Origin of the sequence: Micromonospora sp. WMMA1947 (genome assembly GCF_027497355.1) — a bacterium.
Lineage (GTDB): Bacteria > Actinomycetota > Actinomycetes > Mycobacteriales > Micromonosporaceae > Micromonospora.
Genome location: NZ_CP114909.1, coordinates 2,214,640 through 2,230,430 on the forward strand (window position 1 = coordinate 2,214,640; position 15,791 = coordinate 2,230,430).

Annotated in this window: 13 protein-coding genes and 1 pseudogene; 8 read left to right on the forward strand and 6 right to left on the reverse strand. The window is 73.1% G+C overall.

Annotation, left to right across the window (positions count from 1 at the left end; translation table 11 throughout):
* Positions 1-38: 38 nt before the first annotated feature.
* Together O7604_RS10705 and O7604_RS10710 are read right to left on the reverse strand one after the other, a co-directional pair.
* Positions 39-491, reverse strand: a complete 453-nt coding sequence (locus tag O7604_RS10705; protein ID WP_281579536.1) for a hypothetical protein — start codon at positions 489-491, stop codon at positions 39-41.
* Entirely contained in the window at positions 473-1,132 is a 660-nt protein-coding gene (locus O7604_RS10710; protein ID WP_281579537.1) for an HNH endonuclease family protein, read from the reverse strand. Before O7604_RS10710 ends, O7604_RS10705 begins: the two co-directional genes overlap by 19 nt.
* Positions 1,133-1,240: 108 nt before the next feature.
* On the opposite strand from O7604_RS10710, the gene O7604_RS10715 reads away from it, so the two are divergent.
* Positions 1,241-2,665 (forward strand): MFS transporter, encoded by a 1,425-nt coding sequence (locus O7604_RS10715; RefSeq protein WP_281579538.1) that lies wholly within the window; start codon positions 1,241-1,243, stop codon positions 2,663-2,665.
* 61 nt (positions 2,666-2,726) lie between these two features.
* On the opposite strand, the gene leuA is transcribed toward O7604_RS10715, so the two are convergent.
* Positions 2,727-4,472 carry a 2-isopropylmalate synthase gene (gene leuA, locus O7604_RS10720; RefSeq protein ID WP_269703582.1) on the reverse strand — a complete coding sequence of 582 codons (1,746 nt, stop codon included), beginning with the start codon at positions 4,470-4,472 and terminating at the stop codon, positions 2,727-2,729.
* A 238-nt stretch (positions 4,473-4,710) separates the two neighbouring features.
* Positions 4,711-5,985, reverse strand: a complete 1,275-nt coding sequence (locus O7604_RS10725; RefSeq protein ID WP_269703583.1) for an MFS transporter — start codon at positions 5,983-5,985, stop codon at positions 4,711-4,713.
* Positions 5,986-6,102: 117 nt separating this feature from the next.
* Between O7604_RS10725 and O7604_RS10730 the strand changes: the two are divergent.
* Positions 6,103-6,378: pseudogene (locus O7604_RS10730) on the forward strand (DUF5937 family protein); the annotation flags it as partial.
* Between the two features lie 683 nt (positions 6,379-7,061).
* Here O7604_RS10730 and O7604_RS10735 read toward each other — a convergent pair.
* Positions 7,062-7,817 carry a hypothetical protein gene (locus tag O7604_RS10735; RefSeq protein ID WP_269703585.1) on the reverse strand — a complete coding sequence of 252 codons (756 nt, stop codon included), beginning with the start codon at positions 7,815-7,817 and terminating at the stop codon, positions 7,062-7,064.
* A 238-nt stretch (positions 7,818-8,055) separates the two neighbouring features.
* Between O7604_RS10735 and O7604_RS10740 the strand changes: the two genes are divergently transcribed.
* Positions 8,056-9,321: an aspartate kinase gene (locus O7604_RS10740; RefSeq protein WP_269703586.1), complete on the forward strand. Its 1,266-nt coding sequence runs from the start codon at positions 8,056-8,058 to the stop codon at positions 9,319-9,321.
* A gap of 6 nt (positions 9,322-9,327) precedes the next feature.
* Positions 9,328-10,389, forward strand: a complete 1,062-nt coding sequence (locus O7604_RS10745; RefSeq protein ID WP_269703587.1) for an aspartate-semialdehyde dehydrogenase — start codon at positions 9,328-9,330, stop codon at positions 10,387-10,389.
* Positions 10,390-10,539: 150 nt separating this feature from the next.
* On the opposite strand, the gene O7604_RS10750 is transcribed toward O7604_RS10745, so the two are convergent.
* Complete coding sequence (locus tag O7604_RS10750) at positions 10,540-11,997, reverse strand: diguanylate cyclase (RefSeq protein ID WP_281579539.1); 1,458 nt, start codon at positions 11,995-11,997, stop codon at positions 10,540-10,542.
* Positions 11,998-12,174: 177 nt separating this feature from the next.
* On the opposite strand from O7604_RS10750, the gene O7604_RS10755 reads away from it, so the two are divergent.
* From O7604_RS10755 to O7604_RS10770, 4 genes are all read left to right on the forward strand, one after another.
* Positions 12,175-12,954, forward strand: a complete 780-nt coding sequence (locus tag O7604_RS10755) for a phosphodiesterase (protein ID WP_269703589.1) — start codon at positions 12,175-12,177, stop codon at positions 12,952-12,954.
* Between the two features lie 12 nt (positions 12,955-12,966).
* On the forward strand, positions 12,967-13,581 hold the full coding sequence (locus tag O7604_RS10760) for a histone deacetylase (protein WP_269703590.1): 615 nt from the start codon (positions 12,967-12,969) through the stop codon (positions 13,579-13,581).
* Between the two features lie 84 nt (positions 13,582-13,665).
* Positions 13,666-14,178 carry a SigE family RNA polymerase sigma factor gene (locus O7604_RS10765; RefSeq protein ID WP_281579540.1) on the forward strand — a complete coding sequence of 171 codons (513 nt, stop codon included), beginning with the start codon at positions 13,666-13,668 and terminating at the stop codon, positions 14,176-14,178.
* A 1-nt stretch (position 14,179) separates the two neighbouring features.
* Entirely contained in the window at positions 14,180-15,445 is a 1,266-nt protein-coding gene (locus O7604_RS10770) for a hypothetical protein (protein ID WP_281579541.1), read from the forward strand.
* Positions 15,446-15,791 lie beyond the last annotated feature (346 nt).

A 15,791-nucleotide genomic window follows, 5' to 3' on the forward strand; every position in this document is an offset into this window, starting at 1 on the left:
TCCCCACCCGGCCCGGGTGGGGACGCGCTTTTCGTCTGTCAGCCCTCGGGGCGGTTGAGCAGGCCCACCGCGATCGTGTGCACGGCGTCCAGCGCGGCCGGGTCGGCCAGCGGCGCGGAACCCCCGGTCACCGCGTACCACTCGTCGGCGTCCTTGTACTGCACTCGCAGCGTCACCCGGCCGTCGGCGTGCTCGGTGCGCAGCGTCAGCTCGCCGGTCACCACGCCCACCTCGTCCGTCATGACCCCGCCCGGGCCGGGGACGATGTCGGTGGTCCGCTCTGCCGGTCCGGCCGGCGCTCCGCCGGCCGGAGCACCGGGCACCGCGTCGGCGGTCATGCCCGCCCCGGCGACGTCGGCGGGCTCCGGCTGCCGGCCGTCCGCCGTCATCCCGGCCGACGCCGGGCCGGCCGACGCGGCCTCCGGGGCCGGTGCGGCGCCTGCCTCCGGGGCCGGTGTGGCGTCCGGCCCGGTCACGGTTTGCTCGCCCATGTGCAGCCCTCCAGCATGTCGGTGAGAGCGGCCTTCTCGGCACTTGTCACAGTCAGCCGCCAGTAGTGCTTCACCGTCACCCAGTCCGCCGCGTACTGACACCAGGACGACCGGTTCGGCGGCTTCCACTGGGACGGATCCTGGTCACCCTTTGCCCGGTTGGACCGCGCCGAAACCGCGATGAGCTGCGGCCGGGTCAGGTCGTTGGCGAAGTCGCCACGCTTCGAGTCGTCCCACTCGGCCGCGCCCGAACGCCACGCGGCGGCCAGCGGGACGGTGTGGTCGATGTCCACGTCCGACGGATCGTTCAGCACCACACCGTCGTAGGCGCTCTCCCACCGGCCGCCCACCACGTTGCAGCCGGACAGCTTGATGCCCTCGCCGTCGCGTTGCAGCACGCTGTCGCGGACGTCGCAGTTCTTGCCGGTGCCCCGCCAGTGCGGGAAGCGGGAGCGACTGTAGCCCTTCATCGGCTCGGCGGTGGCCACTGTGAGCTCACCGAGCTGCTTGTTGACGTTCCCGGAGGCGCTCGGCGGCGCCTCCGGCTCGGTGACCGACACGTCGCAGCCGGCCACGCCGAGGGCGAGCACCGCGCTCAGCGCGGCGGCCAGCCCGGCTCGGGCTCCTGATCTCGTACGCACAGACGACACCTCTCCAGCTTGCGTGCTCCGGGCGAGTCCGCACAGTACCCGGCGGCGGTTTCCGCGATTCGTGGCGTCGAGGGTGGGCGGCGGGCAGAGTGGTGAGACGTGACCGCACCCGCTCCCGCGCTGCGTACCGGCTCCGCCGCCGGTCGTGGCACGCTGCTCGCCGCGATCCTCGCCTCCGGCATGGTGTTCCTCGACAGCACAGTCGTGAACGTCGCGTTGCCGCGCCTCGGCGCCGAACTCGACGCCACCGTCGCCGGTCTGCAGTGGACCGTGAACGGCTACCTGCTCATGCTCGCCGCGTTCGTGCTGCTCGGCGGCGCGCTCGGCGACCGGTTCGGCCGGCGGCGCATCTTCCTGCTCGGCGTGGTCTGGTTCGCGGTGGCGTCGGTGCTCTGCGGGCTGGCCCAGGACACCGGCTGGCTCGTCGCCGCCCGCTTCCTCCAGGGGGCGGGCGGGGCGCTGCTCACCCCCGGCTCGCTGTCGGTGCTCCAGGCCAGCTTCCACCCGGACGACAGGGGCCGGGCCATCGGCACCTGGTCCGGGCTGTCCGGCGTGTCCACAGCGCTCGGACCGCTGCTCGGCGGCTGGCTCATCGACACGCTCTCCTGGCGGTGGATCTTCTTCGTCAACCTGCCGCTCGCAGTCGGCGTGGTGCTCGCCGCGCTGCGCTGGGTGCCGGAGAGCCGGGACGAGGAGGCGTCGCGTACCGGGGAGGGGCGGCGGTTCGACGTGGCCGGCGCGTTGCTCGGGGCGCTCGCGCTCGGCGGCGTCACGTACGCGCTGATCGACGCCCCGGCGCAGGGCGCCTCCCCGGCGGTGCTGGCCGCGGCGGTGCTCGGGGTGGTCGCCGTGGTGGTGTTCGTGCTCCTCGAACGGCGGCGCGGCGACACCGCGATGCTGCCCACCGGGCTGTTCTCCAGCCGGCTGTTCTCCGTGCTGAACGTCTTCACGGTGGTCGTGTACGCGGCGCTCGGCGGGTTCACCTTCTTCCTCGCCGTCTACCTGCAGAACGTGGTCGGCTGGTCGGCGCTGCTCACCGGCCTGGCCACAGTGCCGATGACGGTGCTGCTGCTGGTCGGCTCGCCGCGCGCCGGCGCGCTGTCGGCCCGCATCGGGCCTCGGCTGCCGCTCACCGTCGGGCCGGTGATCGCCGCCGTGGGTCTGCTGCTGCTGCGCCGGGTCGGGCCGGGCGCGTCGTACTGGGTGGACGTGCTGCCGGGCGTGGCACTGTTCGGTGCCGGGCTCACGCTTGTCGTCGCGCCGCTGACCACGTCGGTGCTCGGTGCCGTCTCGGACCGGTTCGCCGGAGTGGCGAGCGGCTTCAACAACGCCGCCTCCCGGGCCGGTGGCCTGCTCGCGGTGGCCGCGCTGCCGCTGCTGGTCGGGCTGTCGGGCACCGGGTACGAGCAGAAGGGCGCGCTCGCCGACGCGTACCGGGGGGCGTTGGCCTGGTGCGCGGGGCTGCTGCTCGCCGGCGCGGTGCTCGCCGCCGTGCTGATCTACCGCCCCCGGCGCGGGCGTTAAGAAGGGCCCCTTCCTATGCGGAATGCGTTAAGAAGGGGCCCTTCCTTACACCTCAAGCAGCTCAGGCGCGGGTGCGGTTCACCGCGCTCGTGACCGCCTTGATCGAGGCGGTCACGATGTTCGCGTCCACCCCGACGCCCCACACCGTACGGCCGTCCACCTCGCACTCCACGTACGCGGCGGCCTGCGCGTCCCCACCGGAGGACAGCGCGTGCTCGTGGTAGTCGAGCACCCGTACCGCCACGCCCAGGGACTGCAACGCGTTGACGTACGCGTCGATCGGGCCGTTGCCGACGGCGGTGAGCGCGCGGGTCTCGCCGCCGAAGCCGACGCGGGCGTCGATCTCGACCTTGCCGTCGACGGTGCCGATGGTGTAGTCGGCCAGCTTGACGGCCGGGTCGACCTGGTGGTCGACCAGGTAGTTGCGGGCGAAGATCTCCCACATGGCGCCCGGCTCGACCTCGCCACCGTCGTGGTCGGTGACCTGCTGCACGACGCCGGAGAACTCGATCTGGAGGCGGCGCGGCAGGTCGAGCTGGTGCTCGGTCTTCATGATGTACGCGACGCCGCCCTTGCCGGACTGCGAGTTGACCCGGATGACCGCCTCGTAGGTGCGGCCCAGGTCCTTCGGGTCGATCGGCAGGTAGGGCACGGCCCAGGTGAAGTCGTCGACCGGCACCCCGGCCGCCGTCGCGTCGGCGTGCAGCGCGGCGAAGCCCTTGTTGATCGCGTCCTGGTGGGAGCCGGAGAACGCGGTGTAGACCAGGTCGCCCGCGTACGGGTGGCGCTCGTGCACCGGCAGTTGGTTGCAGTACTCGACGGCGCGCTTGATCTCGTCGATGTTGGAGAAGTCGATCATCGGGTCGATGCCCTGGGAGAACATGTTCAGGCCCAGCGTCACCAGGTCGACGTTGCCGGTGCGCTCACCGTTGCCGAACAGGCAGCCCTCGATCCGGTCGGCGCCGGCCAGCAGGCCCAGCTCGGCGGCGGCCACGCCGGTGCCCCGGTCGTTGTGCGGGTGCAGGCTCAGCACCAGGCTGTCCCGCCGGGGCAGGCGCCGGTGCATCCACTCGATCGAGTCGGCGTAGACGTTGGGCATCGCCATCTCGACGGTGGCCGGCAGGTTGATGATCAGCTTCCGGTCCGGCGTCGGGTCGATCACCTCGATGACCGCCGAGCAGACCTCCAGCGCGTACTCCAGCTCGGTGCCCGTGTAGGACTCCGGCGAGTACTCGTAGTGGATGTCGGTGTCCGGGGTGTGGATCTCCGCGTACTTCTGGCACAGCCGCGCGCCCTGGGTGGCGATGTCGGTGATGCCGTCGCGGTCCAGGCCGAAGACCACCCGGCGCTGCAGCGTCGAGGTGGAGTTGTAGAAGTGCACGATCGCCCGGCGGGCGCCGCGCAGCGACTCGAAGGTCCGCTCGATCAGATGCTCCCGGCACTGGGTCAGCACCTGGATGGTGACGTCCTCCGGGATCAGGTCCTGCTCGATCAGCTGCCGTACGAAGTCGTAGTCGGTCTGGCTCGCCGACGGGAAGCCGACCTCGATCTCCTTGTAGCCCATCTGCACCAGGAGCTGGAACATCCGCCGCTTGCGCTCGGGTGACATCGGGTCGATCAGCGCCTGGTTGCCGTCGCGGAGGTCGACGGCGCACCAGCGGGGCGCGGCCTCGACGCGGCGGGTCGGCCAGGAGCGGTCCGGCAGGTCGACGCCGAACTCACGGTGGTACGGGACGTAGCGGTGGACCGGCATCCGGCTGGGGCGCTGGCCGGCGAACGGATCGGTGGCGGTGACAGGTTGAGCCATCTCGGAGTGCTCCCTGGAACATGTGGCGTCAGCAGATCGGAAAGGTGTCGGCGGACTGCCGGGCGACGGTGCGCGGCGGTGCCGAGAAGAAGATCGGATGTGCTGGACGGCGCGTAGCGACTCCGCGACGAGGTGCCGGCCGGTCAGGCCTCGTCGCGGCAGCCAAGGAGAAGGTACGCGCGCCACATGACAAGGTCACCCTACGTGGTGGGACGGGCGGTGGGAAGGCTGGTCCGGACTATGGGACCAGTGTCACTGAACCGGTGGATCTCGCGACTGTCGGTAGCCGGGGTGTCCGTTCCACCCGGGCGACAGCGGGCACGATCACCAGTCCGACCAGGGTGAAGATCGCCGCAGCCGGGTACCAGCCCCAGCCGCCGGTGCTCACGCCGAGCGCGGTCAGCCCGGCCGGCGCGATCAGGAACTGCACCTGGGAGCCGAGCCCGAACGCGCCGACGTACGCGCCGCGCTGGGCGGCGGGCGGCAGCGTGGCGGTGAGCCCCCAGGTACCCGCCGACTCGATCATCTCGGCCAGGATGAGCACCGTCGCGGCGGCCACCAGCACCGCCACGGTGAGCGGTCCCCGGGTCGCGCCGGAGACCGGCAGCACCAGGCAGAACAGGGCGATCAGCACCGCACCCCGGCGGGACGCCCGGGCCGCGCCCGGCGCGGTGTCCGCGCCCCGGCTGGCCCGCACCTGGAACAGCACGACCAGCACGGTGTTGAGCAGCACCAGCGCGGCGATGATCGTCTTCGGCGCGTCGGTACGGGTGAGGATCCACAGCGGCATCACCGTCAGGTAGAGCGTCTGGTGCGCGGTGAGCAGCCCGGACAGCAGCGCGACGGTCATGAAGGGCCGGTCCCGCAGCACCGCCAGCCGGCTCGTCGGCTCGGCCGTGCGGGTCACCTCCGGCAGCCGGGGCAGCCGGCGCACGAAGCCGGCGGTCACCAGGAAGACCACTGTGATGAACCAGACCATCCCGCGGTACGCCCAGATCGTGTCGACGGCCAGCACCAGGCCGCTGATCAGCGCGCCGAGCCCGAAGCCGACGTTCAGCGAGGAGCGCTGGTAGGCCATCGCGGTGACCCGTTCCTCCGGGCGCAGCACGTTTATCGAGTAGACCTGGCGGGCCACGCCGGTCGCCGCGCCCGTCACGGCCAGCGCGATCACCACGGCGAGGAACCCGGCGAAGCCGCCGACGAACGGGTACGCGGCGAACAGCGCCGCGTCCAGCAGCAGGCAGACGATCCACACCCGCTGCGGCCCGTACCGGTCGGTGAGCCCGCCCAGCGGCACGGTGCCGAGCAGGGACGCCCCGGCGGCGAGGGAGAGGCCGAGACCCACCTGGGCCGGACTCAGCCCGAGCGCCCGGGTGAAGAAGACGGCGCTGCCGGCCTGGAACAGGCCGTGACCGACGGCGAACACCATGGCCTGCACGGCCAGGGCGCGGGTCAGACCGGCCGGCGGTACGACGTGACGGACGGCGGTGCGGATGCTCTCTCTGGCCCCCATGACCGGTGAGCAAACCGTGCCCCCCGCGCTCCGGTCGAACCTTTTAGTCTGGGCCGAATCCGGCGTCCGGGGGTGCGCGTGTCCGAGTTGCGGTTCAACCTGGCCGACGTGGCGGGCGTGCGGTTCGCGGTGTCGCCGGCCAACGAGACCGTGATGAGCATGTGGGCGCTGGCCGAGCCGGTCCGCTACGCGGTGCACCTGCCGTGGATCGACCGCGCCCGGGCGACGCTGCGCCGCCCCGAGGTGGCCGATCGGGTCCGCCCGTTGACGGACCTGGCCCGGCCGCGCCGCTGGCTACCGGACTTCCTGACCCCGGCCGCCCGCCCGGACGCGGACATGGCGGACCAGCTCGACCAGATCGCGGAGACGCCGCCCGACGTGGTGGTGCAGGACCTGCTGGCCACCGTTCCGAGCCGTCCGCTGAGCCCGTACGGGCAGGCGTTGCTCGCCGACCCGGCCGGGCTGCTGCCGCAGCTCGTCGAGGCGCTCCGGGTCTGGTACGAGGAGGCGATCGCCCCCGACTGGCCGCGCATGCGGGCGCTGCTGGACGCCGACGTGGCGTACCGGGCGGCCCAACTCGCCGAGGGTGGCGCCGGCCGGTTGTTCGAGCAGTTGCACCCGAGCCTGCGCTGGCTCGGCGACCGCGTAGTGAGCGACGATCCGTTCGAGCGGGACTTCGATCTGCGAGGGCGTGGGCTGGCACTGAATCCGAGTGTGTTCACCGACCGGCGGGTGCTGTGGAACCTGCTGGAGGACTCGATGCCCGCCGGGGCGTACCCGGTGCGGGCGGTCGGGACGCTGTGGGAACGCGGACCCGAACCGGCCGGCGACGCGCTCGCCCGGGTGGTGGGTGCCGGCCGGGGCCGCGTTGCTGCACCTGCTCGACGCGGCGACGACCACCACGGACCTCGCCCGGCTCACCGGGCTGTCCGCCGGTGCCGTGTCCCAGCACCTCTCCGCGCTGCACGCCGCCGGTCTCGTCACCCGGTCCCGGGCCGGGCGGCACGTGCTCTACCGCAACACCGAGGTCGGTGCCGCGTTGCTCCGCGCGGCGCGGGGCGGCTGAGCGTGCGGCGTCACGACGTCGCCGGCGCGTCCTGCCCCACCGGTTCGCCCTCGGTCACCGCGCCCGCGAGTTCGACGCTGCCGGGCGCCGCACCGGGCTCGCCGGTCAGCGTCAGCGTGCCGAAGCCGGCCCGTACCGCGGCCGGTGTGCCGTCCTCCCGAAAGCAGTAGATGCCCACGTCCAGTGGCGCGTTCAGCGACGCCGAGGTGCTGTCGACCGTGTAGCAGGGGCCGTCGACGCCGGGCAGCGGCTCGGCGGGGGAGACCGCGAGCGGCGCACGCCTGTCGGTCAGCACCTCCAGCCAGTCGGTGAACGGGTGCTGCACCCGGGGGTCGAGCCGGCGCGGCACCGCGTCGTCGGCGTCGCCGAGGCGGACGCAGGTCGCCGCCTGTGCCCAGCCGGCCGAGGGCAGCGCGCACTGAAACAGCCCGTCGGAGGTGGCGGCGAGCGAGACGTCCACCGTGCCGGCGTGCCCCCAGCCGGGCACGTCGACCCGCCAGCTGCCGTCGTTGGCGCTGGTGAACGCCACGGTGCGGGGCGTGCCCTCGGCGGGCGCGAAGGCGTACGTGGCGGTGAGGTGCCGGTCCTGCGCGGCGGCGGCCAGCCCGGCCAGTTCCTCTCGGGCGGCGTCGACCTGCACCGGGACCGGGTCGGCGGTGCCGGTGGGCGCCGCGTCGGGGTGGTCGCCGGTACAGGCGGCCAGCAATGCCGGCAGGGTGAGCGCGAGCACGCCGGTCAGGCGGGCCGCACGTCGATGAGCGTGCACGGGCTCATTCTGCGTCGTGGGGACGGTCGCGGACAGCCCACCGTACGGCTGTACCGCTTGGCGTGTCGCGTATTGCCGGGCTGGTGAGCCGCCCCACGCCGGGGCCGGATGGTGGGATCACCCGACCCGGCGTCGCGGCCCGCCCGATAGGCTGAGGCGGTCTGACACGCGCCGCCGGACCGAGAAACCCGGCGGCGTCGGCACGCTCAGGGTCGTCGCTGGGAGGGAGTGCACCGTCGTGGCACTCGTGGTGCAGAAGTACGGCGGGTCCTCCGTCGCCAACGCCGAGCGGATCAAGCGGGTGGCCGAGCGCATCGTGGCCGCGCGCAAGGCCGGCGACGACGTGGTGGTGGTGGTGTCCGCGATGGGCGACACCACCGACGAGCTGCTCGACCTGGCCAACCAGGTCAGCCCGCTGCCGCCGGGCCGCGAGCTGGACATGCTGCTCACCGCCGGGGAGCGGATCTCCATGGCGCTGCTCGCCATGGCCATCCACAACCTGGGGTACGAAGCCCGCTCGTTCACCGGTTCGCAGGCCGGCGTGATCACCACCTCGGTGCACGGCCGGGCCCGGATCATCGACGTGACCCCGGGGCGGCTCAAGGGCGCGCTGGACGAGGGTGCGGTGGTCATCGTCGCCGGCTTCCAGGGCGTCTCGCAGGACACCAAGGACGTCACCACCCTCGGCCGTGGCGGCTCGGACACCACCGCCGTGGCGCTCGCCGCCGCGCTCGAGGCGGACGTCTGCGAGATCTACACCGACGTGGACGGCATCTTCACCGCCGATCCGCGCATCGTGCCGAACGCCCGGCACATCAAGCAGATCACCTACGAGGAGATGCTGGAGCTGGCCGCCTGCGGCGCGAAGGTGCTGCACCTGCGCAGCGTCGAGTACGCGCGGCGCGCGGGCTTGCCGATCCACGTCCGTTCGTCATACTCGACCAACACCGGCACGATGGTCACCGGATCGATGGAGGACCTTCCTGTGGAACAGGCACTGATCACCGGGGTCGCCCACGACCGCAGCGAAGCGAAGATCACGATCGTCGGCGTGCCCGACGAGCCCGGCGCCGCCGCGCGGATCTTCGACACCGTGGCCGGGGCCGAGATCAACATCGACATGATCGTGCAGAACGTGTCCACCGAGGGCACCGGCCGCACCGACATCTCGTTCACGCTGCCCAAGGCCGACGGCCCGACCGCGATGGCCGCGCTCAGCAAGATCCAGGAGACGGTCAAGTTCAAGGGCCTGCTCTACGACGACCACGTCGGCAAGGTCTCGCTGATCGGCGCGGGCATGCGCTCGCACCCGGGCGTGGCCGCCGGCTTCTTCGCCGCCCTCGGCGCGGCCGGCGTGAACATCGAGATGATCTCCACGTCGGAGATCCGGGTCTCCGTGGTCTGCCGCGACACCGACCTGGACAAGGCGGTCAAGGCCATCCACGACGCCTTCGAGCTGGGTGGTGACACCGAAGCCGTCGTCTACGCCGGCACCGGGCGGTAACGCGCCGTGGCGTCGCTGCCCACCCTCGCCGTGGTCGGGGCGACAGGTGCCGTCGGCACGGTGATGTGCCAGATCCTCTCCTCGCGGCGCAACGTGTGGGGCGAGATCCGGCTGCTCGCCTCCGAGCGGTCGGCCGGCCGGCGCGTGCAGTGCCGGGGCGAGGAGTTGACCGTCCAGGCGCTCACCGCCGACGCGCTCGACGGCGTCGACGTGGCGATGTTCGACGTGCCGGACGACGTCTCGGCGGAGTGGGCCCCGGTCGCCGCCGCGCGCGGCGTGGTCGTGGTGGACAACTCCGGCGCGTTCCGGATGGACCGCGACGTGCCGCTGGTGGTCACCGAGATCAACCCCGAGCAGGTACGCAACCGGCCCAAGGGCATCATTGCCAACGCCAACTGCACCACGATGGCGATGATCGTGGCGGTCGCGCCGCTGCACCGCGAGTACGGCCTGCGCGAGCTGGTGCTCGCGTCGTACCAGGCGGTCTCCGGGGCGGGGCAGGCCGGCGTGGACGCGCTGCACCTCCAGCTCGGCAAGATCGCCGGCGACCGGGTGCTCGGCTCCCGCGCCGGTGACGTGCGCCAGGCCGTCGGCGACGAGCTGGGCCCGTTCCCGGCACCGCTGGCGCTCAACGTCGTACCGTGGGCGGGCTCGCTCGCCGACGGCGGCTGGTCGTCGGAGGAGATGAAGCTGCGCAACGAGTCGCGCAAGATCCTCGGGCTGCCCGATCTCAAGGTGTCCGCCACCTGCGTACGGGTGCCGGTGGTGACCGGCCACTCGGTCGCCGTGCACGCGGTCTTCGCCACCGAGGTGGACGCCGAGGGCGCCCGCGAGGTGCTGCGCAACGCGCCGGGCGTGATCCTGGTCGACGACCCGGCGTCCGGGGAGTTCCCGATGCCGATCGACGCGGTCGGCACCGACCCCTCGTGGGTGGGCCGGATCCGCCGCGCGGTGGACGACCCCCGCGCCCTGGACCTCTTCGTAACGGGCGACAACCTTCGCAAGGGCGCCGCCCTGAACACGGCCCAGATCGCCGAACTCCTCGCCAAGGAGCTGACCCGCCCCTAAGCCCCGCCCCCGCGCCGCGCCCGCGCCGCGCCCGCCCAGAGTCCGTCGATCATGAAGTTGACGGCAATCGCCGCCCGATTTGTCGCCGCCAACTTCATGATCGACGGGCTGGGAGACGGGGGCGGGGGGAGGCGGGGAGAGGGGGGCGGGTCAGGCTGCCGAGAGGTGGACTCCGTCTCGGCCGTGGCGCTTCACGGCGTACAGGGCCTGGTCGGCTCGGTGCAGGGTGCGCTCGGGGGACTCGCCGGGTCGCGGCAGGGCCACGCCGACGCTGATCGTCCGGCCCGTACGGCGGGCCGCCTCGGTGAGCCGTTCGGCGATCCGGACCGCCTCCTCCGGGCGGCTGACCTCGATCACCGCCACGAACTCGTCGCCGCCGGTCCGGTACAGCTCGTCGCCTTGGCGCAGCGCACCTTCGAGGGCCCGGGCCAGACCCACCAGCAGCCGGTCGCCGGCCTGGTGACCGTACGTGTCGTTGACGTCCTTGAACCCGTCCACGTCGATCGCCAGCAGCGCGGTACGCCCCGGCGTGGCAGTGGCGATCCGCTGCCCGAACGGGCCGGTGTGCCGCAGTCCGGTGAGCGGGTCGGAGCTGGCCTGCTCGCGGAGCCGGGCGAGCGTACGCAGCCGGTCCAGGCAGGTCCACGCCTGCCCGGCGAGCAGCTCGATCAGGTTGACTGTGGTCGGGTCGGGGCGCAGGCGTTGCTCGTCGGCGACCAGCAGCACGCCGCCGGACGCCGGTGCGCCGACCGGCACCGCCACCAGCGTGCGCGCGCCGGCCCGGGTCAGCGGCAGGTACTCCTCGGTGGGCGGGTGGCCCGCCTCGCCCAGCGTGTACGCCGAGCCGTACCGGTGGGCCCGGTCGATCATGCGGTCGAGCGCTGCCGGTCCGGCGTCGGCCAGTTCGGCCCGGATCCGCGCCTCCAGCTCGCCCGGCGTGTCGGTGGGCGCGCCGAGGCGCGGGCCGCGCCGGCCGGTGAGCACCAGCACGGCGGCGGAGAGCGCCGACACGTCCCGGGCCGCGGCGAGCGCGGCGGTCATCAGGTCCCAGTCGGTCGGCGCGGCCGTGAACGCGGCGGCGTGCCGGAGCAGCTTCTCGCTGCGGCTCTCGGCCGGCGGCCCGCCGAGCGCGGCGATCCGGCCGCCGAGACGGTCGGCCACCAGCTCGGCGGTCTCCCGCCACGCGGCGAGCACGACCTGTTCGCTCCACTGCAGGTCGAGCACGCCGATCGGGTGGCCGTCCGGGTCGCGTACCGGCACGCAGAGTTCCGCGGTGACGTCCGGGCGGACCTCGAGGTAGTCGGGGTCGGCGCCGACGTCGGGGACCGCGGCGGTGACGCCGGAGGCGTAGACCCGTCGCACCACCGAGGGTTCGGGCCGGTGGCGGCCCGGCGGGGCGCCGTCGGCGGTGGCCGGTACGTGCGAGAACACCTGCCAGGCGCCGGTGGCGGCGACGCAGCGCAGACGGTCGTGGACGCGGAGCAGGACGGTGGCGGTCGCCGGGGTGTGCCGGGCGAGCGCGGCGACGGTCCACTGGCATGCCTCCGGGACGGTGGACGCCGTGGGGAGGCGCACCGTGACGTCGCGGAGGACTCGCTCGTGATCCACGTCGTTCCTGCTCGGAGGGGGTCGGGTCGCGATCAAGCGTACTCAGCGCAACCGCTGCCGACCTTCGTACACATGTGCTATCCACAGGCTGTGGACGCCGCCTGTGGGCGGAATCGGGCCTGCGCGAGGAGGGCGCGCGGCGATAGCGTGAGGGCCCGGGACCCGAGGAGGCCGCCGATGCTCATCGCCCAGCTCAGCGACCCGCACGTGACCACCGGCCCGCTCGCGGCCGCCCCGGCGTCCGGGCTGCACCGGGCGCTCGGCACGGTGCTCGCGCTGCGTCCCCGGCCCGACTGCGTGGTGATCACCGGTGACCTGACCGCCAACGGCCGCCCGGACGAATACCTCGCCCTGCGCGAGATCGTCGGCGCGTTCCCGCTGCCGGTGCACCTGGTGACCGGCAACCACGACGACCGCGAGTCGCTGCTCGACACGTTCGGCGGCACCCCCTACCTGGCGGGTGGCTTCTCGGCGCACTACCACGTCGACCTGCCGGACGCGACACTCGTGGTGCTCGACTCGCTCACCCCCGGCAGTCCCGGCGGACGCCTCGGCGACGAGCAGCTCGCCTGGCTCGACGGGGTGCTCGCCGGGCGTACCGACGCGCCCGCCGTCGTGTGCCTGCACCATCCGCCGGTCGCGGTGGGCGCACCCGTCATGGACGCCATGGGCCTCGCCGACGCCGACGCGCTCGCCGCCGTGATCGGCCGCCACCCCCATGTCGTACGCGTCGCCGCGGGTCACCTGCACCGTCAGGTCACGAGCGCGTTCGCCGGTACGGTGCTGACCACCGCGCCGAGCACCTGGATCCAGGTGGGCCTGGCCATGACCGACGACGAGGAGCCGGGGTTCCTCGCCGAGCCGACCGCCTTCCTGCTGCACCTGATCGCCGACGGCGGCTGCGTGACGCACACCGTCCAGGTCAGCCACGCCGCCGGGCGCACCTGCTGGTTCTGAGCCGCGCCGCCGATGCTCTGGTACGTCGCGTACGGCTCGAACCTGTACGCCGCGCGGCTCGACTGGTACCTCCGTGGCGGGTGTCCACCGGGCGGGCTGCGCACGTACCCCGGCTGCCGGGACCGCCGGCCACCGCGCCGGACGGCTCCGGTGCTGATCGACGGCGGCGTCTACTTCGCCGGGGAGTCGCGGGCCTGGACCGGCGGCATGGCGTTCTACGACCCGCTGCTGCCGGGCCGGGCGGCAGCGCGCGGCTACCTGGTGACAGTCGAGCAGTTCGCGGACATCGCCGCGCAGGAGATGTACCGGCCGCCCGGGGCCGACCTGGCCGGGATCCGCACGGCTGTCGAGACCGGGCGGGCGACGCTCGGGCCGGGCCGGTACGAGACGCTGCTGCGCGTCGGCGTCCACGAGGGCCTGCCGATGCTCACGTTCACCGCGCCGCACCGGGCGGTGGAGGTGCAGTGGACCCGGCCCGCGCCGATCTACCTCGGGATGTTGGCGCGCGGGCTGCGCGAGGCACACGGCTGGGACGCCGCGCAGACCGTCGGCTACCTGGCGGGCCGGCCGGGGGTCGCCGGGCGGTGGACCCGGTCCGCGTTGCGGAGGCTGGTCGGCGCCGGCTGAGGGTGGCGGTGGCGATTTGTCCTGATGCAACCGCCGTCGCCGCCGGGCCCGTCTTGCAGCCGTAGGGTCCCGGGAAGGAGCGGTATGCGGGCCGAGGACGAGACCGAGTACGTGGCGTACGTGCGGGCACGGCTGCCCGTGCTGCACCGCACCGCGTACCTGATCTGCGGTGACGCGCACCTGGCGGACGACATCGTGCAGACGACGCTCACCAAGCTCTACCGGTACTGGCGGCGGGCGGCCGCGGCGGACGACACCGACGCGTACGTCCGGCGGATTCTGATCCACACCTATCTGGACGAACGCCGGCGCGGGTGGTTCCGGATCCGGCTGCTGCCGCAGGCGCCGGATCGACCGGCCGCCGCGCCGCCGGACGTCGAGGAACGCGACGGCGTCGAGGATCTGCTGGCCGGCCTGCCACCGGCCCAGCGGGCCGTGCTGACCCTGCGCTTCCTCTGCGACCTTCCCGTCGCCGAGGTGGCGAGCCTGCTCAACTGCTCGACCGGCAACGTCAAGAGCCACACCTCTCGTGGGCTCGCGAAGCTGCGCAAGCGGCTCGATCTGGAGACCTGCACCGACAACCGAGCGGGAGGCTGACATGACCTGGGACGAGGATCGGGCGGGTGCGGTCGTCCGCCGGGTGCTGGCCCGGGTCGACGTGCCGCCGAGCCGGGTCGATCCGGCGGCGGTGGTGGTCGCCGCGCGCAGGGCCGAACAGCGGCGTCGTCGGCTCACCGTCACCCTCGCGGCGGCGACGGTGCTCGCGATCGGGCTCGGGTCGGCGGTGGCGCTGGGCCGGGAGGGCAGCGGCCGAGGCATGGACGAGGTCATCGACCGGCCGTCCCCGGGCCCGACCGAGACCCGCGCCGTGCCCACCGTGGACCAGGTGCGGGTACGGGTGAGCGCGAGTCCGGCCGAGTGCACCTCCGAGCAGTACGACACGCCTGACGACGCGTACTTCCCGAGCCTGGGCGCGGTGGACCCCAGCGGCCGGTTCCTCGCGGGGACCTCCCCGGTGGGGGACTGGCGGAAGAAGGGTTTCCGCACCTACCTGGTGATCTGGGACCGGGGGAAGGCGAACCTCGTGGAGTTGTCACGTGCCTTCCAGGCCACCGTGACCGCGATCAACTCCGCGGGTGTGGCCGTCGGCAACCGCTGGGACGGCGAGAACCGGCCCGACGTGCCCTGGGTCTACCGCGACGGGCAGGTGCGGAACCTTCCCCTGCCCGAGGGCTACCGGGACGTCCAGCCGGTCTCGGTCGACGCCGCCGGGGAGATCCTGGGAGTCGCCGTCGGTAGCGACGACCAGGCGGTCCTGGTCCGGTGGGACGCCGCGGCGCAGACTCCGCCACGGGTCGTCGCGGACCACGTCGGCAACTTCCTCGGCCGGGCGTCCGACGGCACGGTCATCGACACCGTGAGGCTCGCCCGGGAAGCGGGGGGCATCCGGATCTCCCGGCCGGGCGGCGGCACCGTGGTGCAGCCCGCTGCGCCCGATTGGCACTTCCGACGGGACGCTCCGGTGCAGGGCGACTGGCTGGCCGGAACCGTCTGGGGCGTCGGCGCCGAGAAGTCGTCACCGGCGCAGTGGAACGTCCGGACGGGCCGGCTCACGGTGTTCCTCGGCCTGGACACCTACCGGGTCGACACCGTCGTCACCGACCGGAACGGGCGGCTGGTCGTCTCGACGCCTCGGCAGGGCTGGTTCCTGGTCGGACCGGACGGGACGGCGCGGCCGATACCGAGGAGCCTGACGGGCGAGCGCCAGTTGTGGAGGATCCTTTTCGACGACGCGGGACGCATCTACGGCGCAGCGTTCGACGAGAGCGGGCGGCAGTGGCCGGTGGTCTGGCAGTGCCGGTGACCGGCACGCGCGGCAGTGAGTCGAGTTCGGACAGTTCGCTCGATGTACCGGGCCGTCGGATGTGAACGACCGTTCGGTCGACGATGGGTGACCGGCAGGGGGTGATTCCGGCAGGGACGGTTGCCAGCGCAAGGAAATGCGCGTGACATGAGCGTCGGCGCCGGCTCCCTGTCCCTGGGGGCCGGCGCCATCGACGGCGGCAGGCATCGAGAGCCTGCGCCGCGCGGAATTTCACCTGACCGTCATGTCCGACTCGTCCGGCAGACCGGTACGGGCCGCCCGAGACAACGACGATTCCTGATGCCGCCCCGTTCGACCTGGCGGCCGGTGGATGAGAAGCTACCCC